Source organism: Streptomyces spinosisporus, from assembly GCF_022698145.1.
In the GTDB taxonomy this organism is placed as follows: domain Bacteria; phylum Actinomycetota; class Actinomycetes; order Streptomycetales; family Streptomycetaceae; genus Streptomyces; species Streptomyces spinosisporus.
On sequence record NZ_JALDAX010000011.1, the window covers coordinates 180,157 to 206,933 of the forward strand.

Annotated in this window: 22 protein-coding genes; 10 read left to right on the forward strand and 12 right to left on the reverse strand. The window is 71.5% G+C overall.

Translation table 11 applies throughout. The annotated features are described in order from the left end of the window. Positions 1–23 precede the first annotated feature (23 nt). From MQN93_RS27240 to MQN93_RS27255, 4 genes are all read right to left on the reverse strand, one after another. Positions 24–488, reverse strand: a complete 465-nt coding sequence (locus MQN93_RS27240) for an SHOCT domain-containing protein (RefSeq protein WP_242711633.1) — start codon at positions 486–488, stop codon at positions 24–26. Between the two features lie 112 nt (positions 489–600). Further along, on the reverse strand, positions 601–1,461 hold the full coding sequence (locus MQN93_RS27245; RefSeq protein ID WP_242711634.1) for a YhjD/YihY/BrkB family envelope integrity protein: 861 nt from the start codon (positions 1,459–1,461) through the stop codon (positions 601–603). A gap of 3 nt (positions 1,462–1,464) precedes the next feature. After that, positions 1,465–2,817, reverse strand: a complete 1,353-nt coding sequence (locus tag MQN93_RS27250; protein WP_242711635.1) for a hypothetical protein — start codon at positions 2,815–2,817, stop codon at positions 1,465–1,467. Positions 2,818–2,868: 51 nt separating this feature from the next. Further along, the gene (locus MQN93_RS27255) at positions 2,869–3,558 is read right to left on the reverse strand and encodes an HdeD family acid-resistance protein (RefSeq protein WP_016432979.1); all 690 of its coding nucleotides are present in this window, start codon (positions 3,556–3,558) and stop codon (positions 2,869–2,871) included. A 234-nt stretch (positions 3,559–3,792) separates the two neighbouring features. On the opposite strand from MQN93_RS27255, the gene MQN93_RS27260 reads away from it, so the two are divergent. Next, positions 3,793–5,196, forward strand: a complete 1,404-nt coding sequence (locus MQN93_RS27260; RefSeq protein ID WP_242711730.1) for a DUF2252 domain-containing protein — start codon at positions 3,793–3,795, stop codon at positions 5,194–5,196. Positions 5,197–5,225: 29 nt separating this feature from the next. Here MQN93_RS27260 and MQN93_RS27265 read toward each other — a convergent pair whose 3' ends face one another. From MQN93_RS27265 to MQN93_RS27280, 4 genes are all read right to left on the reverse strand, one after another. After that, positions 5,226–5,423, reverse strand: coding sequence for a DUF8691 family protein (locus MQN93_RS27265; protein WP_016432977.1), 198 nt, complete (start codon positions 5,421–5,423; stop codon positions 5,226–5,228). Positions 5,424–5,543: 120 nt separating this feature from the next. Then, a complete protein-coding gene (locus MQN93_RS27270) occupies positions 5,544–6,062 on the reverse strand; it encodes a hypothetical protein (protein WP_242711636.1) in 519 nt (172 codons plus the stop codon). An 83-nt stretch (positions 6,063–6,145) separates the two neighbouring features. Further along, positions 6,146–8,806, reverse strand: coding sequence for a helix-turn-helix transcriptional regulator (locus MQN93_RS27275; protein ID WP_242711637.1), 2,661 nt, complete (start codon positions 8,804–8,806; stop codon positions 6,146–6,148). 154 nt (positions 8,807–8,960) lie between these two features. Continuing rightward, positions 8,961–10,793: a glycoside hydrolase family 15 protein gene (locus MQN93_RS27280; RefSeq protein ID WP_242711638.1), complete on the reverse strand. Its 1,833-nt coding sequence runs from the start codon at positions 10,791–10,793 to the stop codon at positions 8,961–8,963. Between the two features lie 188 nt (positions 10,794–10,981). On the opposite strand from MQN93_RS27280, the gene MQN93_RS27285 reads away from it, so the two are divergent. From MQN93_RS27285 to MQN93_RS27325, 9 genes are all read left to right on the forward strand, one after another. Beyond that, positions 10,982–12,427 carry an MFS transporter gene (locus MQN93_RS27285; protein ID WP_242711639.1) on the forward strand — a complete coding sequence of 482 codons (1,446 nt, stop codon included), beginning with the start codon at positions 10,982–10,984 and terminating at the stop codon, positions 12,425–12,427. A gap of 65 nt (positions 12,428–12,492) precedes the next feature. Continuing rightward, positions 12,493–13,068 (forward strand): transcriptional regulator, encoded by a 576-nt coding sequence (locus MQN93_RS27290; protein ID WP_242711640.1) that lies wholly within the window; start codon positions 12,493–12,495, stop codon positions 13,066–13,068. Positions 13,069–13,166: 98 nt separating this feature from the next. Further along, positions 13,167–14,120: a formylglycine-generating enzyme family protein gene (locus tag MQN93_RS27295; protein WP_372504463.1), complete on the forward strand. Its 954-nt coding sequence runs from the start codon at positions 13,167–13,169 to the stop codon at positions 14,118–14,120. Between the two features lie 196 nt (positions 14,121–14,316). Further along, positions 14,317–15,486 carry an ROK family transcriptional regulator gene (locus MQN93_RS27300; protein ID WP_242711641.1) on the forward strand — a complete coding sequence of 390 codons (1,170 nt, stop codon included), beginning with the start codon at positions 14,317–14,319 and terminating at the stop codon, positions 15,484–15,486. A gap of 25 nt (positions 15,487–15,511) precedes the next feature. Beyond that, positions 15,512–16,318: an ABC transporter permease gene (locus MQN93_RS27305; RefSeq protein ID WP_016432969.1), complete on the forward strand. Its 807-nt coding sequence runs from the start codon at positions 15,512–15,514 to the stop codon at positions 16,316–16,318. Next, positions 16,315–17,136: an ABC transporter ATP-binding protein gene (locus MQN93_RS27310; RefSeq protein ID WP_242711642.1), complete on the forward strand. Its 822-nt coding sequence runs from the start codon at positions 16,315–16,317 to the stop codon at positions 17,134–17,136. The genes MQN93_RS27305 and MQN93_RS27310 overlap by 4 nt, the downstream gene beginning before the upstream one ends. 39 nt (positions 17,137–17,175) lie before the next feature. Continuing rightward, positions 17,176–18,153, forward strand: a complete 978-nt coding sequence (locus MQN93_RS27315) for an aliphatic sulfonate ABC transporter substrate-binding protein (protein WP_242711643.1) — start codon at positions 17,176–17,178, stop codon at positions 18,151–18,153. Continuing rightward, on the forward strand, positions 18,150–19,622 hold the full coding sequence (locus MQN93_RS27320) for a sulfatase family protein (protein WP_242711644.1): 1,473 nt from the start codon (positions 18,150–18,152) through the stop codon (positions 19,620–19,622). Before MQN93_RS27315 ends, MQN93_RS27320 begins: the two co-directional genes overlap by 4 nt. After that, positions 19,619–21,934 (forward strand): family 43 glycosylhydrolase, encoded by a 2,316-nt coding sequence (locus MQN93_RS27325; RefSeq protein WP_242711645.1) that lies wholly within the window; start codon positions 19,619–19,621, stop codon positions 21,932–21,934. Before MQN93_RS27320 ends, MQN93_RS27325 begins: the two co-directional genes overlap by 4 nt. Before the next feature lie 36 nt (positions 21,935–21,970). Here the strand turns inward: MQN93_RS27325 and MQN93_RS27330 are convergent, their stop codons facing one another. The 4 genes from MQN93_RS27330 to MQN93_RS27345 form a co-directional block, all read right to left on the reverse strand. Continuing rightward, positions 21,971–22,573 carry a TetR/AcrR family transcriptional regulator gene (locus MQN93_RS27330; protein WP_016432964.1) on the reverse strand — a complete coding sequence of 201 codons (603 nt, stop codon included), beginning with the start codon at positions 22,571–22,573 and terminating at the stop codon, positions 21,971–21,973. A gap of 107 nt (positions 22,574–22,680) precedes the next feature. Then, a complete protein-coding gene (locus MQN93_RS27335) occupies positions 22,681–25,035 on the reverse strand; it encodes an ABC transporter permease (protein ID WP_242711646.1) in 2,355 nt (784 codons plus the stop codon). Positions 25,036–25,039: 4 nt separating this feature from the next. Next, entirely contained in the window at positions 25,040–25,780 is a 741-nt protein-coding gene (locus tag MQN93_RS27340; RefSeq protein WP_242711647.1) for an ABC transporter ATP-binding protein, read from the reverse strand. Between the two features lie 189 nt (positions 25,781–25,969). Continuing rightward, entirely contained in the window at positions 25,970–26,776 is an 807-nt protein-coding gene (locus MQN93_RS27345; protein ID WP_242711648.1) for an SDR family NAD(P)-dependent oxidoreductase, read from the reverse strand. Position 26,777: the final 1 nt, after the last annotated feature.

A 26,777-nucleotide genomic window follows, 5' to 3' on the forward strand; every position in this document is an offset into this window, starting at 1 on the left:
TCGTTTCGATCACTGCGGCGTGCTCAGCGCCCGGCAGCGGCGGTCGCACCGGAAGAAGTCCCCGCCCCGTGGCCGCTGAGGACCAGCTCCTTCGCCCTGGCGAACTCCTCGTCGGTGATGTCGCCGCGGGCGCGGATCTCGGACAGCTTGACGAGCTCGTCGGCGCTGCTGGGTGCGGTGGCCCCCTTGGCGGTCTCCCGCACGTACGAGTCGAAGGCCCGTTGCTGCTCCTGTGCCTGCGCCACCTCCCGCCGGCCCATGTTCTTGCCGCGCGCGATCACATAGACGAAGACACCCAGGAAGGGCAGGATGATCACGAACGCCAGCCAGCCGCCCTTGGCCCATCCGCTCATGGCGTCGTCACGGAAGATGTCGACGATGATCCGGAAGAGCAGGACGAACCACATGATCCACAGGAAGAACACCAGCATGGACCAGAAGACGCTCAGCATCGGATAGTCGTACGCGAGATACGTCGGCGCGCTCATCTCTCTCCCTCCGCCCCGGACGTGCGCCCGGGAGGCTGCTTCTGCGTTCTCAGCGTGCGCACGGCAAGGACCGGGCGCCTCACCCGGCACGGGTGAGCGGCCGCAGGAGCCGTCAGCGCGGCGTCTTCTCCTCGCCCGGGACGAGGACGGCGGCGCGGTACCAGGTGCTGGTGGCGACGGCCTCGCCGAGGGCCATGCCCGCGATGGCGACGAGGAAGATGCCGATCAGCCAGGACAGGAGCGTGAAGACCGGTCCGAGGGGGCCGAACTCCTCGAAACCGCGCCGCATGGCCTGCGACAGGAGCAGATGGCCCGCCCAGCTCAGCGTGATCGTGCCCGCTCCCGCCAGAACCGCACCGGGCAGCAGGCTCAGCCAGCCGATCCTGCCGCCCAGCAGCAGATGCTGCGACCACCACCACAGCAGCACGGACCCCGCCAGGGACAGCGCGAGTCCGGTGGCCGGGCCGATGCCGAACCCCCGTCGTAGCGGGGCCTGGACGAGCATGAACGCCAGCCACACCACCAGCCAGATGAGCCAGCGCCAGGCCGCCGACCGCATCGGCGCCCGGGGCAGCCGCCAGCAGCGTTCGCACACCGCCTGCAGGGCCCGGCTGAACGCGGTGGCCGACGCGAGGGTCAGAAGCGCTCCCAGGGCACCGACGGACTGCCGGGCGGAGGCGCCGGCGGAGTAGACGTGTCTGACGTCGTCGAGGGCCTCGCCATGCACTCCCAGGACGGAGCCGAGGGAGTCCAGCAGCAGGTTCTTCAATCCGGCCGGCGCGAACGCCGCCACGGTCATCAGCAGGGGGAGCGCCGCCAGGAAGGCCTGTGCGGCCAGCCTCATGGCACCCTCCACGAGGTTGAGCGCGGCCAGCCGGGGCAGCAGCCGCCCCAGCGGGCCGGTCCGTAGGCCCGCCGCCGCCCGGGCCGCGCGCTGCCTGCGGGTGGTGGCCGGTGCGGTCCGTCCGGTCATGGCTCACGTGACCGCGGGCCCCGGTTCGTCGGCGGCGTCGGGGGCCGGGCCCGCGGCGGCGAGCACGGCGGTGATCGCCAGCACGACCAGGACCAGGACGAGCACCAGGACGACCGCGCCGACGGTGGGACGGTTCCATAGGGCGAGGGCCAGGGCGCCCGCCCCGATGGTCACACCGACGGTCCAGGACGCGTGGGCGGTCAGCCAGCGTCCCGTCAGGCCGCTGTTCAGCCCGGTGCGCCGCAGCCCCTTGCCGGCAGCCGTGGCTCCGCGCCCGGCCAGGCCCCGCACGCCGCGGGCCACCCGGCCGGGGCCGTAGAGGAAGGCGGTGAGCGCCGCGAGCAGGGAGACGACGAGCAGGGTACGGGCGCTCGAGCGCAGGAAGCGGAGGAAGGTGTCGTAGATGACCGCGGCGGCGTCGGGCGGCAGCGTCGCCGGGGGGACGGAGTCGAGGTAGAACCGTCGTACGACGGCGAGGGCGACCAGCAGCAGTGCGGCCATGACGGCGACGGCGATGCCGACGACGATCACCATCAGCCGGTGGTTGGGCGCGACCCACACGGTCAGTCCCGCGAAGACCAGGGTCAGGACGGGCAGCCAGGTGCCGACGATGTCCAGCAGCCGCATCCCGTCCTGCGCCTTGCGCAGTTGCTCGGTCCTGAACAGCGTGATCGTGCGGTTCACGTCGGGGATGGCGGAGGCCTTCTGGAAACCCGCGTCGACCAGGCGTTGGCGTACCTGGTCGATGACGGTTCCGAGGTCCAGTTGCACCCTGTCGCCGGTGGCCCGGAGCGCTCCCTGGTGCGATCCGGTGAGCATGTTCACCACAGCCGCGTGTGCCTGGCGGTTGGCCCCCACCCAGGCCTCCCGGAACACCTCGCTGGTGATCACGCGGCTCACATTGCGCTCCACGACCGTGTGCACCGCGGACCGCAGGGGCCCGGCGAGCGCCTCGGAGGCCTCCACCACGCGCGGTCGCGCCCCGTTCTTCTCCAGGGTGTCGGTGAGCGCGTTCGTCACCGCGTCCACGTCCACGTTGGCCACGACGCGGTCGGTGAGCCGGTCGACGAGGACCTTCTGGACGGCAGGGTCCGAGGCCAGCGGTCTGACGGTCTGCACATAGCGGCCCGTGTCGGCGACCTCGTCGTGCACCCAGGCCGCGACGAGCGCCAGAGGGACCAGCAGCATCGTCAGCACCAGCAGGACTACGGCACCCGACCGGCGGGTCCGCCGGTGACGTACCGCTGCGGCGTGCCGCAGTCGCAGGTACTCCTCGTGCTCCGTGGCGGTCATCTCACGCGGGGCCCCGGCGGTCGCGCCGGAGCCCGGTGTCAGAGAGGTCGAAGGGGGATGCATGGGGTCTCCCTCGTCGTGCCCGCACCCGGCAGCGGTCCGGCGCGGTCCCGGTCAGCCGGGGGAGGTGGCGCCGTCGGTCGCGGGGGCACCCCTGTCGCCGGTGAGACCGGACCGGCGCAGTGCGGCCCGCCAGGCGAAGGCGAGCACCAGCTCGGCGAGTCCCAGCAGGACGAGCCAGAGTCCGAGCAGCCGGGTCAGCGCCCGTGCCGACTCGGACGGCATGGCCAGGACGACGATCCCGGCGACGATGCCGATCACCGCGGCGCCCACCACGAAGCCGCGGTGCGGCATGTCCTCGGCGGCGATCGCCGTGTAGAGGGTGAGGATCCCGGTCACCAGCCAGACCACGCCCACGATCAGCGAGAGCGCGGCGATGGTCTGCAGCGGATTGCGCAGGCACAGCACTCCGGCCAGGACGAACAGGACGGACATGATCAGCGGGACGACGCGTTCGACCCCGCTGCCGGCGAAGACCGCGACGAACCGGAACGCCCCGTTCACCAGTAGGTACAGGCCGATCAGAACGGCCAGGACGTGCAGGGTCTCGTCCGGCCAGACCAGCACCAGGACGCCCGGCACGAGCGTCATGATCGACGAGGCCAGCACCCAGGTCCAGGAGCGGCCGAGCTGCTCCAGCGCCTGCGCGGCACCACCCGCCTGACCCGGTGCCCGGCCGGGCACCGCACCGTCGGGGCTGTGCTCCGGTCCGGTACGCGATGCCGGACCGCGCGGAATGGTCATGGCTCCTCCTCGCTGGACGAGCGGATCGGATCCGGACCGCTCGGCGGGGCCGTGTGCGGGGGACCTGACGACGCCAGCGTCCCTCCGGGCACCGCCGGCCGGGTCACCCGTCCCGGGTGATCCGTGCGGACCGCCGCCCCGATGGGCTTGACCCGGAGACGTCGCGTGGAGCGAGGCGGGACGAGCGGTCTCCAGGCCACTGCCGCTCCGGACCAGGAGGTTGAGATGACCGTGATGACCGTTCCGCACTCCTTCACCGCGACCCTGTCGCCCGCCGAGCGTGCGCAGATCGGCCGCAGCGCCCGGGTCCGTGCGTCGCGTTCGTGCCACGGATGGTTCGAGGCGGGCGAGGACCGCTTCGACCCGGTCGAGGTGATAGACCGTCAGTCGGCCACCCGGGTACCGGAACTCGTGCCGATCCGTTACGGCCGCATGCTGGAGTCGCCGTTCCGCTTCTACCGCGGCGCGGCCGCCGTCATGGCCGCGGATCTCGGCCCCACCCCGAACACCGGCCTGCGCGTGCAACTGTGCGGAGACGCCCACCTGCTGAACTTCCGGCTGCTCGCCTCACCGGAGCGGCACCTCGTCTTCGACATCAACGACTTCGACGAGACCCTGCCCGGTCCCTTCGAGTGGGACGTGAAGCGGCTGACGACGAGCTTCGCGATCGCCGGCCGGGCCAACGGCTTCTCCGTCAAACAGCAGAACGCCGCCGTACGGACCTGTGTACGGGCCTACCGGGAGCGGATGCGTGCCTTCGCCGGCATGCGCACCCTGGACATCTGGTACGCCCAGGACGACATGGACGGTCTGCGCGAACTGATGGCCTCGTCGATGAACAAGGAGGCCAGGCGCCGCGCCGCCCGCGCCACCGCACAGGCCCGCACCCGCACCGGATTGCAGGCGTTCGAGAAGCTGACCCGCACCACCGCCGAGGGCCGCCGGATCACACCGGACCCCCCTCTGATCATTCCGCTCGGTGATCTCGTGACCGGTTCGGCGGACGAGGAGAAGGCTCTGCGGACCGTGCTGGAGGGCTACGCGCCGACCCTGTCGTCCGAGCGCCGCCATCTGCTGCGCCACTACCACCTGGTCGACATGGCCCGGAAGGTGGTGGGCGTCGGCAGCGTCGGCACCCGCTGCTGGATCCTGCTCCTGCTCGGCAGGAACGACGACGATCCGTTGCTGCTGCAGGCCAAGGAGGCCCAGGAGTCGGTCCTGTCCGCCCAGACAGGCGGCGACCGCTTCGACAACCAGGGCCGCCGGGTCGTCACGGGCCAGCGCCTGATCCAGACCACCAGCGACATCTTCCTCGGCTGGACGCATGTGGTGGGCATCGACGGCAATGAACGCGACTTCTACGTACGACAGCTGCGCGACTGGAAGGGCATCGCCCGCCCCGAGACCATGGGCCCGGAGCTGCTGGGCCTGTTCGCGCGGTTGTGCGGCGCCTGTCTGGCCCGGGCCCACGCCCGCTCCGGCGATCCGATCGCCATCGCCGCCTACCTGGGCGGCAGCGACCGCTTCGACCGCGCCCTCACCGAGTTCGCGCAGTCCTACGCCGACCAGAACGAACGGGACTTCGAGGCGCTGGCCACCGCCTCCCGCTCCGGCCGGGTCGACGTCCGGGAGATGTGAGCGCACCGGGTCCGCGAGCGTTCTTCCGGTCACTCCGGGACCTGGCGCATCTCCAGGACGTGCAGGCCGAGCGACTGGCAGCGCGCCAGCAGTCCGTAGAGATGGGCCTCGTCGACGACGGACCCGAACAGGACCGTCTGACCGGACATCACCACGTGGTCGAGTTCCGGGAAGGCCTTGGCCAGGGTGTCCGACATCAGTCCGTCGACTCGGATCTCGTAGCGCATGAGCTGTGCTCCCGCGGGGGCCGGGGGGAGGCGGGTTCTGCGCCCCGTTCTGTGATCGTGCGCCCGGCCGGTGCACCGGGCCTCACCCGGTGCAGGTGAGCCGCCCCTACTGCGGGAACGTCAGTGCTTCAGGAACAGCTTGAAGGAGATGATCAGCAGGCCGAGCGCCAGATTCACCGCTGCGGTCGTCGCCATCAGCCGCCAGGAGGCACCGGCCCGGCGGGCCGCGGCGACGGACCACCCCACCTGCCCGGCCACCGCCACGGACAGCGCCAGCCAGACGGCCCCCTGCACATCCAGGCCCAGCAGCGGGCTGACGGCCACCGCGACGGCCGGCGGAACGGCCGCCTTGACGATCGGCCACTCGTCCCGCAGCACATGGAACACCGCGCGGCGGTCGAGCGGCCGTTGCGCCAGGCGCGCACCGAACAACTGGGCGTGCACGTGCGCGATCCAGAACACCACGCCGGTCAGCAGCAACAGCAGCACCAGCTCCAGACGCGGGAACGAGCCGAGAGCGCCCGCCCCGATCACCACCGAGGCGGCGAGCATGGATCCGTAGACGCCTCCGGTGTAGTCCGCGTGGGCCCGGCGCTCGGCCGTGCGCTCGTGGACGGTGGTGGGGTCGGTCCTGGACATCGCGCCCCCTGTGGTCAGCCCCTTCGATCGCACCGGAGGCGGAGCGACGGCGCCTCACCCGTCGCGGGCGAGGCCCGCAGCGGTCACAGCAGCCGCAGGTCGCGCCCGCGGCGCGCGGCGTCGCTGCGGCGGTTCACGCCGAGCTTGCGGTACAGGCTCTTGAGGTGGGTCTTCACCGTGTTCACCGACACGAACAGATCCGCGGCGATCTCCTGCGTCGACATCATCTGGGCCAGCCGCTCCAGGACGTCCTGCTCGCGGGTGCTCAGCTCCTCCACCACGATCGGCCAGGGCGGACCGCCGGGCCCGCCCGGTGCGCCGTACGACGAGGAATCGGGCCTCAGCCACCCCGCCGCCAGCTGGTGCAGCGGAGCCGTGACCAGCAGCGGCCGCAGCCACCGGCCTGCGTCGAGGAAGGGCCGCCGCAGCCGCTCGCGCCGCGCCTCATGCAGGGCCAGCGCGACCAGCCTGCGCGCCCCGGCCGCGTCCCCCGCGGCATCCGCGGCCTGGGCGCGCACCAGCATCGCCCGGACGGTCACCGCGGGGCCCGCGGCGGGGTGCGCGCCGGGAACGCTGTCGAGGAGGTCGATCGCGGCCCCCGCATCGCCCACGGCGAGCTGGATACGGGCGGCTTCCACGGCACACACCGGCTGACCGTCGCCCAGCTGCCGCAGGACCTCGGCGGCGCTCTCGTACCGGCCCTCGGCCAGATGGGCGGCCGACGTCACCAGCGTCTCGTGGCTGTCCGCCCAGGGAGAGGCGACGTCGGCCGCGACGGCCGGGTCCGCCGCCTCGACGGCGGCGCGTGTGTTGCCCCGGGCCAGCTGCAGCCGGGCCGTCACCATGGCCCGCCCGGCGGCCGTCACCGGATCGTGCAGCGAGGCGGGCGGCCCGTCCGTCTCGTCCAGCAGGGCCTCGGCCCGGGCCAGCTCGTTGCGGTCCACGGCCACGGCGGCCAGGACCACCCGCCCGATGCCCGAGCCGCCCGGCCCGAAGGGGCCGCACTGCTCGGTCCCGTTCACCGACTCCAGGGCCTGGTGCTCCGCCCTGCCCGTCCATCCGTTCAGATAGTCGATCAGGGCCAGATGGCCCATGGACTCCTCGCGTGCGAGCAGGGTGGCGGCCCGGCCGGGGGAGTCGGCCACCCTGGACAGGGAGACGCGGGCGTCCTCGAAGCGCCCGGCCCACACCTGTGCGGAGCCGAGATGCGTCAGCAGCAGCGCGGGCAGTTCGGGGTGCCGGTCCAACAGGTGCGCCGGGACCTCCGGCTGTACCTCGTCGGCCGATTCGGCGGCCCGTTCCGCGCGCGCGGGGGAGCCGCTCAGCCGGGCGGCCAGCGCCTCCAGCAGCGCGCAGCACAGCTGCGCGGCCGCCGGATCGGCCCTGCCGGTGGCGAGCCGGGCCTCGGCGTGCCGCAGATGGGCCGTGCCGCGGCCGAGATCGCTCTGCGACAGCTCACGGGCCGCCCGCACCAGGTCGGTCGCCGGACTGGTGGCGCCGGGATCCATCCGGGAGAACAGCCGGGCCAGGTCGTCGGAGCGCAGGCCCGTGAAGAACTGCCCGATCGCCAGGTCGTCCACCAGGGCACCGGCGGTGAACTCCCAGTCGCCCGCCGCGGCGCCATGGCTGAGCGTCTCCGGCAGCGAACCGGCCCGCCGCAGCCACCGCGCGGCCCGCCGGTGCAGCTCGGGCTCCAGACCGGGGCGGCGCACCCGCAGATGAGCGCGGAGTATCTCGCCGAACAGCGGGTGCAGGCGGTACCAGGAGTGCCCGAGCTGTTCGACGAACGCGTTGCCGCGACACAGCTCGGACAGGATGCGTTCGGCATCGGTACGCCCGGTCAGCGCGTTCACCAGGTCCGGGCAGAGGCGGTCCAGGACGCTGACGCGCAGCAGCAGGTCCTGGGTCTGCTCCGGCTGCCGCTTGAGCACCTCGGCCAGCAGGAAGTCGGCGACGGTGCTCCGGCTCGCCTCGAACTCCTTGAGATACGTCTCCGGGTCCGGGCTCTGCTGTGCGGCGAGCGCGCTCAGCCGCAGCCCGGCGGCCCAGCCGCGGGTGCGGTCCACGAGGGCGCGTGCCGTGCCGACGGGCAGGCTCAGCCCGTGCCCCTCCAGCAGCGCCGCCGCCTCCTCGGGCGTGAAGGCCAGCTCGGCGTTGCGGATCTCGGTCAACGCTCCGGCCGCCCGGTACCGGTGCAGCGACAGCATCGGTTCCGTACGGGTCACCAGGACCAGACGCAGTCCCTGACCGGCATGCTGCAGCACGAAGTCCAGCTGCTCCGCGACCTCCGGCACGGTCACCCGGTCGTACTCGTCGAGCACGACGGTCACGGCCGGGCTGCGGGCCTGAAGATCCTCGGCGATCGCCGACAGCACCCGGCGGTTCACATGATTCGCGTCGGCCGGCCCGCCGACCTGTTCGGAGATCGGGCTGCCCCACGCCCGCAGGGCGTGCAGGAAGTACGCCCAGAACATCCCGGGCCGCTCCTCCTCCGCCTCCATGGTGAGCCAGGCCGGCGGCTGCGCCAGGCCCGCCGCCCAGTCGGCGACCAGCAGCGTCTTTCCCGCCCCCGCCGCGCCGTTGACCATCGTCAGCGGTGTCCGCAGCGCCTGGTCGAGGTGCCTGGTCAGCCGTGGCCGCCGCAGGAAGGTCACGGGTCTGGCCGGCAGGGCGAAACAGGTGCGCAGAAAAGGGTCCCCGAGCGGATCGACACGGTGTTCGGCCGATGTCGGACTGCTCTCCATGGCACTCACCACCACCACTGTGTGACAGGCCTCGGGCGGCGCTTCCCTGCGCTCAGAGTCCCATTGTTCGCGCGCACGCGCCCGGCACAGGTGGTCCGGTGGTCCCTCCACCCGGCCGACCGGCCCTCATCGAGGGGCCGATGGGCCCAACGGCCTACGCCGCGACCCGGGTGGCCCGGTTCATCTGCCGGTCCAGGGAGAGCGCGGCGGTGATCAGGGCGAGGTGGGTGAAGGCCTGCGGGAAGTTGCCGAGCTGTTCTCCCGTCGGACCGATCTCCTCCGCGAACAGACCCGCGTGGTTCGCGTACGTCAGCATCTTGTCGAAGGCGTACCGCGCCGGTCCCAGCTGCCCCGACCGCGCGAGCGCGTCGACGTACAGGAAGCTGCACAGCGAGAACGTGCCCTCGCTGCCGCGCAGCCCGTCCGGGGAGGCCGCCGGGTCGTAGCGGTGGACCAGACTGTCCGAGACCAGCTCCTGCTCCATGGCCTGCAGCGTGGACAGCCAGCGGGGGTCGTTCGCCGAGACGAACCCGACCTGGGGCATGAGCAGCAGGGAGGCGTCCAGGGTGGTGTCGTCGTACTGCTGGACGAAGGCCTGGCGCTTCGGACTCCAGCCCCGTTCCATCACCTGCCGCAGGATGTCGTCGCGGGCCGTGATCCACTGCGCGGTGTCGGCGGGCCTGGCGTACCGCTGGGCCATCCGCACCCCCCGGTCGAAGGCTGCCCAGCACATCAGCCGGCTGTAGGTGAAGTCCTTCTGGCCGCCGCGGGTCTCCCAGATCCCCTCGTCGGGCCGGTCCCAGGCCTTCACCAGCCAGTCCAGCACCCCCGCCAGGGCCTGCCAGCCGTCGTACGGCGGCACGTCGGCGACGTCGTCCACGGACTGGGCGAGCGCCAGCGCCGCCTCGCCGTAGATGTCGAGCTGGAGCTGACCGGCGGCGCCGTTGCCGACGCGCACCGGCGCCGAGCCGCGGTAGCCCTCGAAGTGGTCGAGGACTTCCTCCGGCAGTTCCGGGTCGCCGTCGATCCGGTACATGATCTGCAGCGGCTCACCGCTGACCGTGCGGCCCGCCCGGATCCGGTCGCCCAGCCACCGGCGGAAGGCCACCGCTTCGTCGACGTGGCCGAGCCCGAGCAGGGCGCCCACCGACAGGGAACCGTCGCGCACCCAGGTGTAGCGGTAGTCCCAGTTGCGCCCGCCGCCGATCTGCTCGGGCAGACCCATGGTGGCCGCCGCGACGGGCGCCCCGGTGGGCGCGTAGGTGAGCAGCTTCAGGGTGATGGCCGACCGGTTCACCATGTCCTGCCAGCGTCCGTCATAGGTGCTGCGGCGCATCCAGCCGTGCCAGAAGTCCCGGGTCCGCTCGAACAGTTCCCTGATCTGCCCCGCCCCGACCGGAGCGACCCGCAGGTCCTGCGAGGTCCCGAGCGTCAGCACCACGGCGGCCAACTCGTCCTGGCCGAGCGTGAGTTCACCGGTCACGTCGTCGCCGTCCCTGCTCCATCGCAGCGGACCCGCGCTCTGCAGCACGGCGCGGGCGCCGGTGCTCTCGAAGCGGATCGCGTCCTCGCCCATGTCCAGGCGGTGCGCGGCACGCCCGTAGTCGAAGCGGGGGCGGCACTCGAGCGAGAAGCGCACCCGGCCCCGCGCCACCCGGAAGACCCTGACGAGACGGTGCGTGTCCGCGGCCTGTTCGGGGCGGTCCACCGGCATGAAGTCGATCACCTCGCCCACGCCCTCCTCGGCGAGGAAGCGGGTCACGAGGATCGCCGTGTCCTGCAGATACAGCTGGACCGGGGGCCCTGTGCTGTCGGCGGTGACGCCGAAGTACCCGCCGTGCTCGTGATCGAGGATCGACGCGAACACGCTGGGCGAGTCGAACCGCGGCGCGCACAGCCAGTCGACGGTTCCCTCCGACGAGACCAGTGCCGCCGTCTGCAGGTCTCCCACCAGCCCGTGGTTCTCGATCGGGGCATAGCGTCGCATGACAGGTTCTCCTTCCCGCCGCGCGCCCCCGGGCACCCGCGTGCCGCGACCGCGCCGCCCACCTCCGCCCAACGTGGCAACCCCGCACCGGGAGGGCTTCACCCCCGGAGGGTGAGGCAGTGCCCCGGGCGCTGCCGAACCCTGGACGAGGGCAGGCGGTGACGGGCCCCTGTCCGGGCTTGCGTCCGATGCCGAAGGCGCTCCAGGGGGCGACAGCAGTGGTCGAGACGGCCGAGCGGAAGCAGACGGCGGGAAGCGGACGCGTCCTGGCCGCCCTGGCCCTCGCCCAGTTCATCTGCAGCTTCGCCGGCTCCAACATGAACGTGATGATCAACGACATCAGCAAGGACCTGGACACCACCGTCCAGGGCGTGCAGGTGGCCATCACCCTCTTCCTGCTGGTGATGGCGGCGCTGATGATCCCCGGCGGCAAGCTCACCGAGCGCTACGGACGCAAACGCTGCTTCCTGCTCGGTCTGGTCGTCTACGCCGTCGGTGCCCTGCTGTGCGCGGCCGCTCCGGGACTGGGTGTGCTGATCCTCGGCAACTCCCTCCTGGAGGGCGTCGGGACCGCCCTGCTCATCCCGCCCGTGTACATCCTCGCCACGCTCACGTACCCGGACGTGACCTCCCGTGCCCGCGCCTTCGGGGTGATCATGGCGCTGGGCGGTCTCGGTGCCGCGGCCGGACCGCTGATCGGCGGGCTCATCACCTCGGGCATCAGCTGGAGGGCGGCCTTCGTCTTCCAGGCCCTGGTCATCGGGGTGATCGTGCTCCTCAGCCTGCGCATGACCGATCCGCTGCCACCCGATCCGACCTCCTCCTTCGACACCTTCGGAGCGGTGCTCGCCGCCGTAGGCCTCGTCCTCGTCGTCCTGGGCATCCTCGCCGCCGACGACAACATCTGGCTGATGATCGGCCTCATGGTCCTCGGCGCACTCGTTCTGGGGTGGTTCTTCCACCACGTCCGCGCCAAGGAGACCGCCGGACAGGAACCACTGCTGCCGCGCAGCCTGTTCCGCAACCGCACGTCCAATCTCGGGCTGGTCACCCAGAACGTGCAGTGGCTGATGCTCATGGGCACCTCCTTCACGGTGGCGGCCTACCTCCAGGTCGTCCGCGGATACGACGCCATAGAGACCGGGGTCATCTTCACCGCGGCCACCCTGGGACTGCTGTTCACGTCCCTGGCGGCCGAGCGCATGGCGAGACGGTGCTCCCAACGCCTGCTCATCACGACCGGATTCGCCGTCGCCATCGCGGGCATCGTCGTCCTGATCGTCCTGGCCGGCGCCTTCACCACCGCCTGGGCCTTCGTCCCGGGACTGGTGCTGATCGGACTGGGCCTCGGCATGATGCTGACCCCGTCGGTCAACGTGGTGCAGTCGAGCTTCCCGGAGGAGCAGCAGGGGGAGATCTCGGGCCTGTCCCGCAGCGTGTCGAACCTCGGCTCGTCGTTCGGCACGGCCATCGCCGGGACCATCCTCGTGTCCGGGCTGACCAAGGGCGCCTACGCCGCGGCGATGTCCTGCCTGGCCGTGATCGGAGTCGTCGGCCTCGTCGCCGCCACACGCCTTCCCCGGGACACGGGCACGGCCGAGGCGGACGTTCCGCGGGCCACCGCCCCGCTGTAGCATCGGCGTGCGGTGGATCAACGCTCGTGAGGGTCTGTCACTCACCGCCGGGCGAGGGGACGAAGGTGCCGGAGAGAAACATCGAGTTCGGTGCGTACGGAGCTCGTGGCGTCAAAGGACACGAGGCCGTCGCCCGACGGCTCGACGCGCTCGCCGGCTTCATCGCCACCCCTGTCACGACGCAGCGTGGCCTGCTCGCCCGTCTGCACTACCTCACCCGGACCGAGCACTCCCGCCGGGCCGCCCGGGCGGCCGGACTGACCGTCACCGACCGCACGCTCAGGGCATGGCTGGAGGGCCGCCGCAGCCCGTCGCGGAAGAACCTGCGGAACATCGAATCCGCCTATCGGACCGTGCGCCGCCACAACGTCTCCCGCTATCTGCTCGCCCGGCTCAACCGCGAAGGACGGGGCACGCGCGTCGAGTTCCACCCGCTCAACCAGAGCCAGGTGCCCAGGCCCCGCCAGCGCGTGATCGAATACCGCACCCTCAACGTCCGCCACTGGGACCGCATCGTCCAGGCCTGGGCCGAGGACGACGACGCCGCTCTGGACGACGCCTGGGTGAACGACGCCACGGTGGACCTGGGCAGCCAGTGGGGCGAGTACGAGTACGTCACCACCATCGGCTTTGCCGCCTGACTCTCTACGGCGCCCGTCAGTTGCGGTGGCTGTCGCATCGGCGGCTTCGGAGCATGTCGTAGCCTCGGCAGCTGAGGGATCACGAGGCGGGAGGTCGTATGGCGGGGTCCGAGACGGAGTCCGGGAGCTGTTGTACGCCGGGACGTGCGGGGCGGGCGGAGTCCCCCGGGCCGGTGGTGGCGGCCGACGGGCGCACGGGTGCGACCGACGGCATGGTGCTGCTGCCGGGCGGCACTTTCCGCATGGGCACCGAGGACCCGGACGGCTTCCGCGAGGACGCGGAAGGGCCCGTTCGCGACATCACGGTGTCGCCCTTCTGGATCGACGTCCACGCCGTGACCAATGAGCGGTTCGCCGCCTTCGTGGACGCGACCGGGTATGTCACCGAGGCCGAGCGGTTCGGCTGGTCGTTCGTGTTCGCGGGGTTCCTGCCGGCCGCGCTGCGGCGCGGAGCGGCGCGCCCCGAGCAGACGCCCTGGTGGTGCGGGGTGGAAGGGGCGTACTGGCGGGCGCCGGAAGGGCCCGGCAGCGCGTTGGCGGACCGCGGTGACCACCCGGTGGTCCATGTCTCGTGGCACGACGCGCTGGAGTACTGCCGCTGGGCCGGAACCCGGCTGCCCACCGAGGCCGAGTGGGAGTACGCCGCCCGGGGCGGGCTCGACCAGCGCCGCTATCCGTGGGGCGACGAACTGACGCCGGGCGGCGAGCACCGCTGCAACATCTGGCAGGGGCACTTCCCCACCAAGAACACGGCGGAGGACGGTTATCGCGGCACCGCGCCCGTCGACGCCTACGAGCCCAACGGCTTCGGTCTGCACAACATGTCCGGCAACGTCTGGGAGTGGTGCGCCGACCGGTGGGGCACCGCCCACGGCGGCCGTCCGCGCACGAACCCGAAGGGCCCGGAGCGTGGCACGTCCCGGGTCATGCGCGGCGGTTCGTATCTGTGCCACCGCTCCTACTGCAACCGCTACCGCGTGGCCGCCCGCACCTCCAACACCCCGGACAGCAGCACCGGGAACCTGGGGTTCCGCACCGTCCGCGACGCGTGAACCGGCCCGGCGCGCAGTCGCTGCGGCCCGGCGCGCGCCGCTCACTGTTGCGGGCGTATAAAAATCCTCCGCCCATGTGCAGCTCGCGGAAGCCCACTTGACCTGCGCCTTTGCGCGTGTTCGGGGAGGGGGCCCGCCAATTTTATTTTTTCCGGGCTGTTGACGAAAAAATACGAGCGTCCCCATGCTGTGGCCCATGCCACTGCACCACGACGGCCCGCTGGCGCGGCTGCGCCGCGGCCACGAAGAGCTCGTACTCGGGCTGCTGCGCAAGCACGGCCCGCTCAGCCGCGCCGAGTTGGGCCGCCACAGCGGACTGTCCCGGACGACGCTCTACGACATCGTCGGCGCGCTCGTCGACAGCGGCGCGGTCGTCGCCACGGCGCCCGCAGCGGGGGAGCGCAGGCGCGGGCGGCCGGTGGAGACGCTGACGCTGCACCCCGAGGCGGGCCAGGTGATCGGCATCGACTTCGCCCGGCGCGCGGTGCACGTGGCCGCGATCAACGTCGCCCACGAGGTGATGGGTTCGGCCGGCGAGGCCCATGAGCCCGACCTGCCCTGGCAGGAGCGAGTGGACGTCGCCGAACGGCTCGTCGGCTCACTGGCCGGTGGCACCCTGCGGCTGGGCTCGCTGGGAGCGATCGGCGTCGGTGTCGTCGGCCCGGTGCAGGACACGGCGGCCGAGGAGCACGACGGCACCGAGCCCCGCCGCGACCTCCCGCTGCTGCTGCGCAAGAGGTTCGGCGTCCCCGTCCTCGTCGACAACAACACCCGCCTCGCCGCGCTCGCCGAGGCGACCTGGGGAGCCGCCGCGGGCGATCAGGACGTGCTGTATCTGCGGCTCTCGCACGGAGTCGGCGGAGGGCTGGTCGTGGGCGGCTCGCTGCACCGCGGCGCCTACGGGCTGTCGGGGGAGTTCGGGCACATCACCGTCGAGCCGGACGGGCGCCGATGTTCGTGCGGCGGGCGAGGGTGTCTGGAGACGGTCGCCTCCGTCGGGGCCGTGCTCGAGGCCCATGACGGGGCGGACGATCTGCCCACCCTCCTCGCCGACCCCGCCGCGGCCACCCTGCTGGACGGTGTCGGTGCCAAGGTCGGCACCGTACTGGCCGCCGTGTGCAACGCGATCGGTCCCGGCGTCGTCGTCATCGGCGGCGAACTCGCCGAAGCGGGCGAGGCGTTGTTCGGCGGTGTGGGCCGGGCCCTGGCCGCCGACCTCATGCCGATCTCACGCAACCGCGTCGATCTGCGACCGGCCGCCCTCGGCGAAGCCGCCGGTGCGCTCGGTGCCATCGCCCTGGTCCTGCACGAGTCGCCCCTGCTCGCCCGCTACCCCGCATCCCCCGACTCCGAGGAGCACACATGACACCCGCGCACCGGGCGAGGCCGCCATGGCAGTGATCACCGCCCCCGACAAGACACCCACGACCTCCACGCCCCGCCGCAGCCGGCGGCGGGTGCCCGCGCTGCTGCTCAATCTGATCGCCCTGGTCGTCGGCGTCGCGGCCTGGGCCCTGATCGCCTCGGCCCAACTCGCCGACGTGCCCGGCCCGTTGTCCGTCTCCTCCCGGGCGCTCGACCTGATCGAGGACGGCACGCTGGTCGACGACGCGCTGGCCAGTCTGCGCCGCGTCTTCCTCGGCTTCGCGCTCGGCACGCTGCTCGCCGTGCCGGTCGGCTTCCTGATGGGCTGGTACCCGCTCGCGCGCGGCCTGCTGGAGCCGTACGTCCAGTTCTTCCGCACCATCCCACCCCTCGCGATCATCCCGCTGGCGATCGTGCTGATGGGCATCGGGGAGACGCCGAAGGTCTTCGTCATCTTCCTCGCGGCGTTCCTGTCCTGCGTGGTGGCCGCGTTCCAGGGCGTGGTCGGCGTGGACAGCACCCTGATCAACGCGGCCCGGGTGCTGGGCGCCCCGGACCGCGTCATCTTCCTCAAGGTGGTCATCCCCGCGGCCACGCCGTTCCTGCTCGTCGGCATGCGGATCGGCCTCGGCTCCGCCTGGGCGACCGTGGTGGCGGCCGAACTCATCGCCGCGGACAAGGGGTTGGGCTACGAGATGACGCACGCCCAGACCTACTACGACATCCCCACGATCTTCGTGGGCCTCATCACGATCGGAGTGATCGGCCTGGTGATGGACCGTCTGCTGCTCCTCGCGGAACGGCGGTTGACCGGATGGCAGGAGCGCCGATGAGCACGGACCTCGACAGGGCGGACCCGGCACCCGGCCGGGCCGACGCGAAGATCTCGTTCCGGGACGTGGTCAGGACGTTCCCGATGAAGGGCGGCGAGTTCACCGCCCTGGACCGGGTGTCGCTGGACGTGGGGGAGAGGGAGTTCGTCACCGTCGTCGGGCCCTCGGGCTGCGGCAAGTCGACCCTGCTCAACCTGGCCGCCGGACTGGTGGAGCCGACCTCGGGAGAGGTGCTCGTCGACGGCAGGCGGGTGGCCGGACCCGGCCCCGAACGGGGCGTCATCTTCCAGCAGTACGCCCTCTTCCCGTGGCTGACCGTGCGCGGCAACGTCGAGTTCGGGCTGAAGCTCACCTCCCTCGCCGCGGACGAGCGCCGGCGCCGGGCCGAGCAGGCCATCGACCTGGTCGGACTGTCCGACTTCGCCGACGCACTGCCCAAGACGCTCTCCGGTGGCATGAAGCAGCGCTGCGCGATCGCCCGGGCCTACGCCGTCGACCCCGAAGTCCTGCTCATGGATGAGCCGTTCGGCGCGCTCGACGCCCTGACCCGGGTGCAGCTGCAGGATCAGCTCCTGGACACCTGGAGCCGCCGCAAGCGCACGGTCGTGTTCATCACCCACGACGTCGACGAGGCCGTCTACCTCGCGCGGCGCGTCGTCGTGATGGCCGCCCGACCGGGCCGCATCCACCGGATCATCGACGTCGACCTGCCCTACCCGCGGACCGAAGAGCTGCGCCTGTCACCGGAGTTCGCACGGATCCGCAACGAGGTCTGGCACTCCGTCTACCACCAGACACCGGCGGGCTCGGCCGCCTGACCTCCCTCACTCGCACGGCACTTCTAAGGAACGTATGTCATGAGCATGTCTCGACGCGGCTTCATCACGGCCCTGTCCGCCACCTCCCTCTCCCTGCCGCTCGCCGCATGCGGCTCCTCCGGCAGCGGCAGCGGCGGCAGCAGCGTCCGGTTCGGGTACATCGCCGACTACAACGGCGCGAGCCTGCTGGCCATCGCCGACGAGCGGGGCCTGTGGAAGAAGCACGGCGTCTCCGCCTCGTACAAGGTGTTCGTCAACGGCCCCATCCAGATCCAGGCCCTCGGCACCCACAACCTCGACTACGGCTACATCGGCCCGGGCGCCATGTGGCTGCCCGCCTCCGGCAAGTCGAAGATCGTCGCGATCGACACCCTGACCTTCGCGGACCGGGTCATCGCCCAGCCCGGCATCACCTCCATCGCCGGCTTGAAGGGCAAGAAGGTCGGCGTGCCCGAGGGGACGTCCGGTGAGATGGTGCTCCATCTGGCGCTGCAGAAGGCCGGGATGAGCATGGACGACATCAAGAAGGTCGCGATGGAGCCGGCCACCGTCGTCTCCGCGTTCGCGTCCGGGCAGATCGACGGCGCCGGCATCTGGTATCCGCTGATCGACACGATCAAGCAGAAGTTGCCGAAGCTGGTCGAGGTGGCCGGCACCCAGGAGATCGGCGGAGACTTCCCCACCGCGTTTGTCGCCGGTGACAAGGTCGCACCCGCCACCAACGAGAAGGTCGTCAAGGTCCTTCAGGAGGCCAACGACTGGCGGGCCGCGCATCCGAAGGAGTCGGTCGCGCTCGCCTCGAAACTGCTCAAGATCCCCGAGGACAAGGTCGCGTCCGACGCGAGCCATGTGAAGCAGATGACGACCGCCGACCTCGTCGCCAAGACCAAGGACGGCACCGTCGCCAAGTGGCTCGACGGCATGAGCGACTTCTTCGTCGGCACCGGACAGCTGAAGAAGGCCCCCGCCGCGGATACCTTCTACGACGCCGACGTCTACACGAAGGCGGCCGGGTGAACCTCCTCTTCCTGATGACCGATCAGCACCGGGTCGACACCCTGGGCTGTTACGGCAACCCGCACGTGGCCACCCCCAATTTGGACCGGCTCGCGGCCACCGGAACCCGCTTCGACCGCTTCTACACCCCCACCGCCATCTGCACCCCGGCCCGCGCCAGCCTGCTCACCGGCCAGGCCCCGTTCCGCCACCGGCTGCTCGCCAACCACGAGCGCAACGTCGGCTACCTGGAGGACCTGCGCGAGGACGCCTTCACCTTCCCCGCAGCCCTCGCCGAACGCGACTACCAGCTCGGCCTGATCGGCAAGTGGCACGTCGGCACCCACCGCAACGCCGCCTCGTACGGCTTCGAGGGCCCCGACCTGCCCGGCTGGCACAACCCGGTGGACCACCCCGACTACCTCGCCTACCTGGAGGAGCGCGGACTGCCGCCGTACCGCATCACCGAGCCGGTACGCGGCACCACCCCCAACGGTAACCCCGGCAACCTCCTCGCCGCCCGCCTGCAGCAGCCCGTGGAAGCCACCTTCGAGTACTACCTGGCCACCCGCGCCATCGAGCAACTGGACAAGTACGCGGCGGACGGCCGGCCCTTCTTCCTGGCCACCCACTTCTTCGGCCCTCATCTGCCCTATCTGCTGCCCGACGCCTACTACGACCTGTACGACCCCGAACTCGTCGACCTGCCACCGTCGATCGCCGAGACCTTCGAGGGCAAACCACCCGTGCAGCGCAACTACAGCGCCCACTGGGCCTTCGACACCATGCCGCTCGACGTCACCCGCAAACTCATCGCGGTCTACTGGGGATACGTCACGCTCGTCGACGAACAGATCGGCCGCATCCTCGCCCGCATGGACGAACTCGGCCTCACCGACGACACCGCCGTCTTCTTCACGGCCGACCATGGCGAGTTCACCGGCGCCCACCGTCTGCACGACAAGGGCCCCGCGATGTACGAGGACATCTACCGCATCCCCGGAATCATCCGGGTGCCCGACCAACCCCCGCAGGTGCGCGAGGAGTTCGTGACCCTCACCGACTGCACGGCCACCCTCCTCGAACTCGCCGGCAGTGACACCCGACCGGCCACCGACAGCCGCAGCCTGCTCCCGCTCGTACGGGGTGAACACCCCGACTGGCCAGGGGAGTTGCTTGCGGAGTTCCACGGCCACCACTTCCCCTACCCGCAGCGGATGCTCCGCGACGAGCGCTACAAGCTCGTCGTCAACCCGGAGTCCGTCAACGAGCTCTACGACCTCACCGCCGACCCGCACGAACTGTCCAACCGCTACGAACACCCCGAACTCGCCTCCGTACGACGCCGGTTGATGCGCCGCATGTACGACCTGCTGAGGGAGCGGGGCGACAACTTCTACCACTGGATGACGCCGATGTACGACATCGGCACCTCCGACTACGACCCCACGCTGAGCTCCTTCGAACAGAAAGGCCCGTCGCCGTCATGAGCCGCAGACGCATCCATGGCACCCTCGCCGCGCTGACCGGCCTGCTCCTCGCGGCGCTGCTGCCGCCGTCGCACCCAGCGGCCGCCGCCGCGCCGTCACCGACGTACCGCAATCCGGTGACCGCCGGCACCGTGGACACCTTCCCCGACCCCACAATGATCCGCGGCAAGGACGGCTACTGGTACGCCTACGGCACCCAGAACCCCGTCTTCCAGAGCAAGGGGGAGAGCGGCGAACGCATGCTGCCCATCCTGCGCTCGCCGGACATGACGCACTGGGAGTACGCCGGGCAGGTGTTCACGCCCGAGACCCAGCCCGCCTGGCACGACGGCTCCCGGCTCTGGGCCCCCGACATCCGGTACACGAACGGCCACTACAACCTCTTCTACTCGGTGCCCGGCAAGGACACCGTGGGCGTGGCCACCGCTCCGACCCCCACCGGCCCGTGGCACGACGAGGGGGCCGTGATGCCCGCGGACAGCGGCTGCGCCACCGGCGACATCGACGAGGCCCAGTTCACGGACGTGGGCGGACAGCCGTATCTGTACTGGGGCAGCTACGACACCATCTGCGTGGCCAAAATGAACGGCGACCGTACCCGGATCGAGGGCCCGGTCACCGAGGTCGCCCAGGGCCGACGCATGGAGGGCGGCTTCGTCGTCCACCGCGGCGGCCACTACTACCTCTTCTACTCGGACGCCGGATGCTGCGACGGCGCCTTCAGCGGCTACCAGGTCAAGGTCGGCCGAGCCACCAGCCCTACGGGTCCGTTCACCGACGACCAGGGCGTCGACCTGATGGCCCCGACCAGCAAGGGCGGGGTGGTCGTCGCGGGCGACGGCAAGTGGATCGGCCCCGGGCACAACGCCTTGCAGACCGACCTGTCCGGACAGGACTGGCTCGTCTACCACGCGATCCCCGCCGAGCACCCCGACCTCGATCCCGTGCCCGGCATCGACCGCACGCTCAGCACCCGCCCGATGCTCGTCGACCGGCTCGACTGGATCAACGGCTGGCCCGTCGTCCGCGCCGGCGCGGGCCCCTCCGAGGGTGACCAGCAGGCGCCTGTCACCACGTGGAGCGCGGGCGGCACCTTCAACGACGGCTCGCTGTCCGGCTGGCGGGCCGAGGGTGGGGGCGACTGGGCCACCGCCACCGACCAGGACTCGGGCGGATACGTCACCCACCGCACCACATCCAGCGACCCGGCCTATCTGGTGACGGCGGCGGCAGCCCCGGCCCAGGTGCGTGCCGAGGCGGATCTGCGCGTCACCTCGGCCGGATCGGCTGCCGGACTCGTGATCGCGGGCAAGGGCCCGGACAACCAGGTCGTCGCCTGGCTGGACCGCGACCGGCAGGCGCTGGTGACCGACGTACGGGTGAAGGGCGTCAGCATGGGGGAGCGGTCCACGCCGCTGCCGTCCGGTTTCCAGTGGGGCGCCTGGCGCAATGTCTCGGCCGAAGTGCGCGGCACCCGGCTGACCGTGGAGATCAGCGCCGACCGGCTGCACGACCCCGTGGCCGTGCAGCAACGTACGCTGCCCGCAGCCGCCGTCCATGCGGGAAGCGTCGGCGTCGCGGCCCGGGGAGCGGGGGCGCAGGCGGACAACGTGGGCGCCGCACGCCTGTACACACCGGTCACCACCCGGGTCCCGGCCCCCGCCACCGGAGCCGAACTGCCCGCCTACAGCGACGAGTTCACGGGCGACACGCTCTCACCGCAGTGGTCCTGGGTCCGCGGCCCGGCGACCGGAGCCGGCCTCGGCGGCGGCACCCTGTCCTGGCCGACCCAGAACGCCGAGCTCTACCTCGACACCAACACGGCGTCCGTGCTGACCAGACCGGCACCGCAGGGCGACTTCATCGTGGAGACCAAGCTCCACCTGGCCAACGGGCCCGGCAACCAGCAGGCAGGGCTCGTGCTGTACGGCAACGACGACCGGTACTTCAAGCTCGTCCACTCCGTTCTGCCGCTCAGCCACACGGACGGGAAGGTCACCCATGTCACGGAGTTCGGCAAGGAGGGAGCACGGCCCACGACCACGCCGCCGACGGCGGTGGCGTACGGCCCCATGTTCGGCGGACCGGCCGCCGACACGCTGTGGCTGCGGCTGTCGTACCACCACGACACGTCCGGCGCCGAACACGAGGTGCGCGCGGCCAGTAGCACGGACGGGAAGCACTGGACCTGGACCGGTGCATGGACCCTGCCCGCCGAACAGGCCCTGCGGATCGGCCTGGTGTCGATGAACACGGCCGGAGCGACAGCGCAGTTCGACTACGTACGCACCTACCGGACGGCCCGACCCTGACGAACCGCACGCGCCCTGCCGGGAACCGGACCTCGCTCAGCTCCGCCCGGCGTCCGTCGCTCCCGTAGCCTCCTTGGCTCCGACGAGACGCCTCAGCGGTCCGGTGATCGGCTGGGCCGTGAGGGAGGGGTCGACCAGGCGGTGCAGCACCAGGCCGTCCAGCAGGGCGCTGAAGACGACCGCGGTGGCCTCCGCGTCGTCCAGGCCGGCACTGGCGCGCAGCCAGTCGGCCAGGGCGGCGCGGAACTCGCGGATCAGAACGGCCAGTTCGGCGCGGAGCCGCTCGTGGCGCGTGGCCGCGAGCAGCACCTCGGTGAACAGGACCGTCAACTGGTCGTCCGGGGTGTACGCCTCGGCCATCGCGAGCACCTGCTCCACACCGGCGGCCGGGTCGATCTCCTGGCGCAGCGCCGCGAGGGACCTTTCCACCTCACGGCGCACCTCTCCGAGGGACGCCTCGACGAGCAGGTCGGTCACCGTGCTGAAGTGGTAGTGGACGAGGCCGGGACGCAGACCGGCCCGCTCCGCCACCTTGCGCGTCGTCACGGCGCCCCAGCCTTCTTCCGCGATGAGCCGGGAGGCGGCGTCGAGCAGCCGTACGCGGGTCTCCTTGCCGCGCTCGGCGGAGGTCGGGGTCACGGTGGCCCGGTCTCCTTTCCGGTCGAACGCACAGGACGATCGTCTTGGACGTATGTCCAATTTAACACAGAAGGACCCGGGTCCCGTTCTGAGCTATTGGGCCCGTGCTATTGAGCCCGTTCCCGTACGACCCGGGCGATGTCCAGGCCGCGGACCATGCGGATCGCGGGAATCTGTGACAGCAGCGATGCCGCGAGGACGGCGACGACGGCGGAGGCCAACGTGCCCCAGTCCAGGGTGAGTTCCATGTGGAACATGTCGCTGCTGAAGGACTCCAGTGCCTCCCACGCCGCGGCGGCTCCCGCCACCAGTCCCACGGGCACGGCGAGGAGGGTGGCGGTGAGGTTCTCCGTCGCGAGGATGCCCGCGATGCGACGCAGCGGAACACCCGCCGCGCGCAACGTGGCCAGTTCACCGGTGCGTTCGGCGACATTGACGGTCATCGTCACATAGATGACGGTGAGGGCGAGGATCGCGCCGAGGACGAGCATGGCGCCGGCGAAGAGCCAGAACAGACCGAGGTATTTGTCGAACTGGCTCTGCAGGGCCTTGGCGTCGGTGTAGGCGACCACGCCGTGCATGGTGCTGATCGTGGCACGGGCGTCGTCGCGGGCGTGCTCGGGCAGGGAGCGGTCGAAGCGCAGCTGGTAGGAGTTGACGCCGGCGCCGGTGAGGGCGTGCGTGGTGGCGTCCGTGGCGTAGACGGACGTGCCGATCGGCTCGTCCAGCAGACCGGCGAGACGGGCCTGTCTGCTCACTCCGCCGGGGGAGGCGACGGTCACCGTGTCGCCGACCCGCACGTCCAGTCGGCTCGCGATCGCCCGGCCCGCGAGCACGCCCCGAGCGGGCAGGTTCGTGGTGCCGCCGCCGGGTGTAAGGAAGCCGTGCATGACGGTGTCCTGCCGGTATCCGGTGAGCGAGGTGCCGTAGGAGCGACCGTGGGCCGAGACGATCACCGCGACCGTGGTGACCGGTTCGACGCGGGCGACCCCGGGGACCTTGCGCAGGCTGCTCTCCAGGCCGGACGCGTGGATGTCCGCGGTGATCGTGGCGTCCTCCTGCTGCACCGTGCCGTACTGCACGCTCACCAGCGACCGCATGCTGGTGATCATCCCGACGGAGGCGAGCACGAGGACGAGCGAGAGCACGGTGCCGGTCATGGTGGCCAGCGTGCGGCGCCGGCTGCGGGTCAGCTCACGCAGCGTCAGCCGGGCGACGACGGGGAGCCCGTGGGCCCGGGCGACCGTACGGCTCCACGGCCCGGGCGGCTTGAGGGTGCCGCCGTCGCCGCGCATGGCCTCGGCCGGCGCCTCGCGGGATGCCGCCAGGGCGGGGGCGATGCCACCGGCCAGGCCGACCAGCAGGCCGAAGACCAGACCGGCCACGGCGACGGGCCAGCGGTGCTCGATGACGGTGTCCGGGACCTTGAGCGCGCTGGTGTAGGCGCGGGTGACGGCGTCGGTGGACAGGGTGCCGAGCACGAGTCCCGCGACCGCGCCGGCGGTTCCGGCCAGGGTGCCGTGACTGAGGTAGTGCCGGACGACGAGCCTGCGCGGGGCACCGGCCGCGAGGAACGTGGCGATCACCTTGCGCTCGGACAGGACGAGACGGGTGATGAGCACATACGCCGCGACCGCGGCCGCCGCCAGGAACAACAGCGGGAACGTCAGGCCAAGTTGCTGGAATCCGGTCAGATCCTCCTTGAGGGTGGCGACCGAGGCCTGTTCGGAACGGGGGGTGACGTCGACGGCACCCGCCTTGCGCAGATCCGCCGCCCGCTTCGTGGTGGCGCTGCCGCGGGCGTCGTCGGTGAACCGCACGAGAGTCTGGCTCGTGGCGCCGGGCCCGGCCAGGCTGCGGGCGGTGGCCTCGGGGGCGAAGATCACGGCGAACGAGTGCGGGTCGTCGAGGGAGTCCTGCCTGCTGCGGGCGGGCCAGAGGTACTCGGCCGAGTCGACGATGCCCCGCACGGTGACGGTGCGCCAGGCCGAGCCGTCGAAGGCGCGCAGCCGGTCGCCCGGTGACAGCGCGAAGGTCTTGGCGGCGTGGCTCTCGACCAGGACGCCGGTCGGGTCGCCGGGATCGAGGTAGCGGCCGGAGGTGACGTCGACCCGGTCGACCGCGGGCTGGGCGCCGGCGGGCAGCCCGACGACCCGGCCCAGCAGCTTGTCGCCCCCGATGCGCAGTGGCAGATCACCCTGCGTACGGCTGCTCACGGCCGACACTCCGGACATGTGCCGGGCGGCCGCCGCGACCTGCCGGGGGTCGCCGCCGGTCGCCGTGACGTCGGCGAAGTGCAGACGGGCGTAGGTGCGGTCGTAGGAGGCGCGGAGGTTCTGGTAGGCCTCGTAGCTGGAGATGAACAGCACGACGCCGACCATCACGGTCACGGCGACGGCGGCGAACTGGGGGAGCCGGCGGCGCAGGTCGCGGCGGGTCTTGGTGAGCAGGATGCGGTGCATGCCCTCACCAGCTCACGGCTGCCGCGTCGGCGGGCTCGGCGTTGCGCTCCATGGACTGGACGCGGCCGTCGCGCATGGTGATGACGCGGTGCGCCATCGAGGCGATGGACGCGTTGTGCGTGACCATCAGCACGCCACGGCCCTGACGGTTGGCCTCCTGGAGGAGGTTGAGGACGGTCTTGCCGGTGGCCACGTCCAGGGCGCCGGTCGGTTCGTCGGCGAGCAGCAGGTCGGGATCAGTGGCCAGGGCGCGGGCGATGGAGACCCGCTGCTGCTGACCGCCGGAGAGCTGGGCGGGGAAGTGGTCCATGCGGTCGGCGAGCCCGACCTGCTCCAACAGCCCTGGCACCTCGGCCCGTTGCCCGCGGCCGGTCAACTCGACGATCACTTCGACGTTCTCACGCGCCGTCAGGGTCGGGACCAAATTGAAGAACTGGAACACGAAGCCCACGCGGTCACGGCGGAAGGCGACGAGTTCCCTGGGCGCCCGGCCGGTCAACGTGGTTCCCGCGACGGTCAGTTCACCGCCGTCGGGGCACTCGATGCCGCCGATCACGTTGAGGAGCGTGGTCTTGCCCGAGCCGCTGGGGCCGAGCACCACCACCAGCTCGCCCGGTTCGATGTCCAGGTCCACGCCGTCGAGCGCGTTGAGCCTCGCATCGCCGGTGCCGTACGTCTTGGTGACGCCGCGCAGACGGACCCCGCCGCGCGGCGCCGGGACCCTGAACGCTCTCACGTCCGCCATTCCGCCTGTCCCTTCCCGCCGTACGCGATGCGCCGCAGTAAGCGCTCGACATGGGTTTGGGCGATCGCCTAGGTCAATCACCTTGGTCGTTCGCCCTAACCGTAGCACTGGGGCTGTCCGCTGCGAAGGGGACTGTTGGAGGGGGACCGTTGGAAGGGGACCGTTGGGGAGGGGGCCGCGCTCTCCCGGTCAGGCCTTGGTGGCGAGCGGCCGCCAGGCGTTCCAGGTGTCGAGACGCTGCCGGTAGGCGGCCTCCACGACGGGGTAGGGGTAGGCGCCGAGGAAGAGCCGCAGGGGCGGTTCGTCGAGGTCGACCAGTTCGAGGAGAACCTCGGCGGTGACCTGCGGATCCTGCGGGGCACGCGCCGCGGCACCGGCCCGGCGGGCCTCGCGGACGGGCTCGTACGCGGCGATCGGCTCAGTGTGCTCCGCGGACGTACCGGACCAGTCGGTGCCGTAGGGGCCCGGTTCGACGATGGTGACATGGATGCCGAGGGGGCCGACCTCCTGGGCGAGGGCCTCGCTCATGCCTTCGAGCGCCCACTTGGAGGCGTTGTACAGCCCGAGAGTGGGGAAGGCGGCGAGGCCGCCGAGGCTGGAGACCTGCACGATGTGCCCGCTGCGCTGGGCGCGCAGGATCGGCAGTGCCGCCTGAGTCACCCACAGCGGGCCGAGCAGATTGGTGTCGAGCTGGGCGCGCGCCTGCTCCTCGGTGGTCTCCTCGACCATGCCGAACAGGCCGTAGCCCGCGTTGTTGACGACGACGTCGAGGCGGCCGAAGGCATCCGCGGCCCGCTGGACGGCGGCGGTGGCCGCGGCCCGGTCGGTGACGTCGAGACGCAGCGGCAGTACGCGGTCGCCGTAGCTGTCCACGAGGGGTTGCAGCAGTTCGGGGCGGCGTGCGGTGGCGGCGACGCGGTCGCCGCGGGAGAGGGCGGCGGTGGCCCAGGTCCGGCCGAAGCCGCGGGACGCGCCGGTGATGAACCAGGTCTTCATG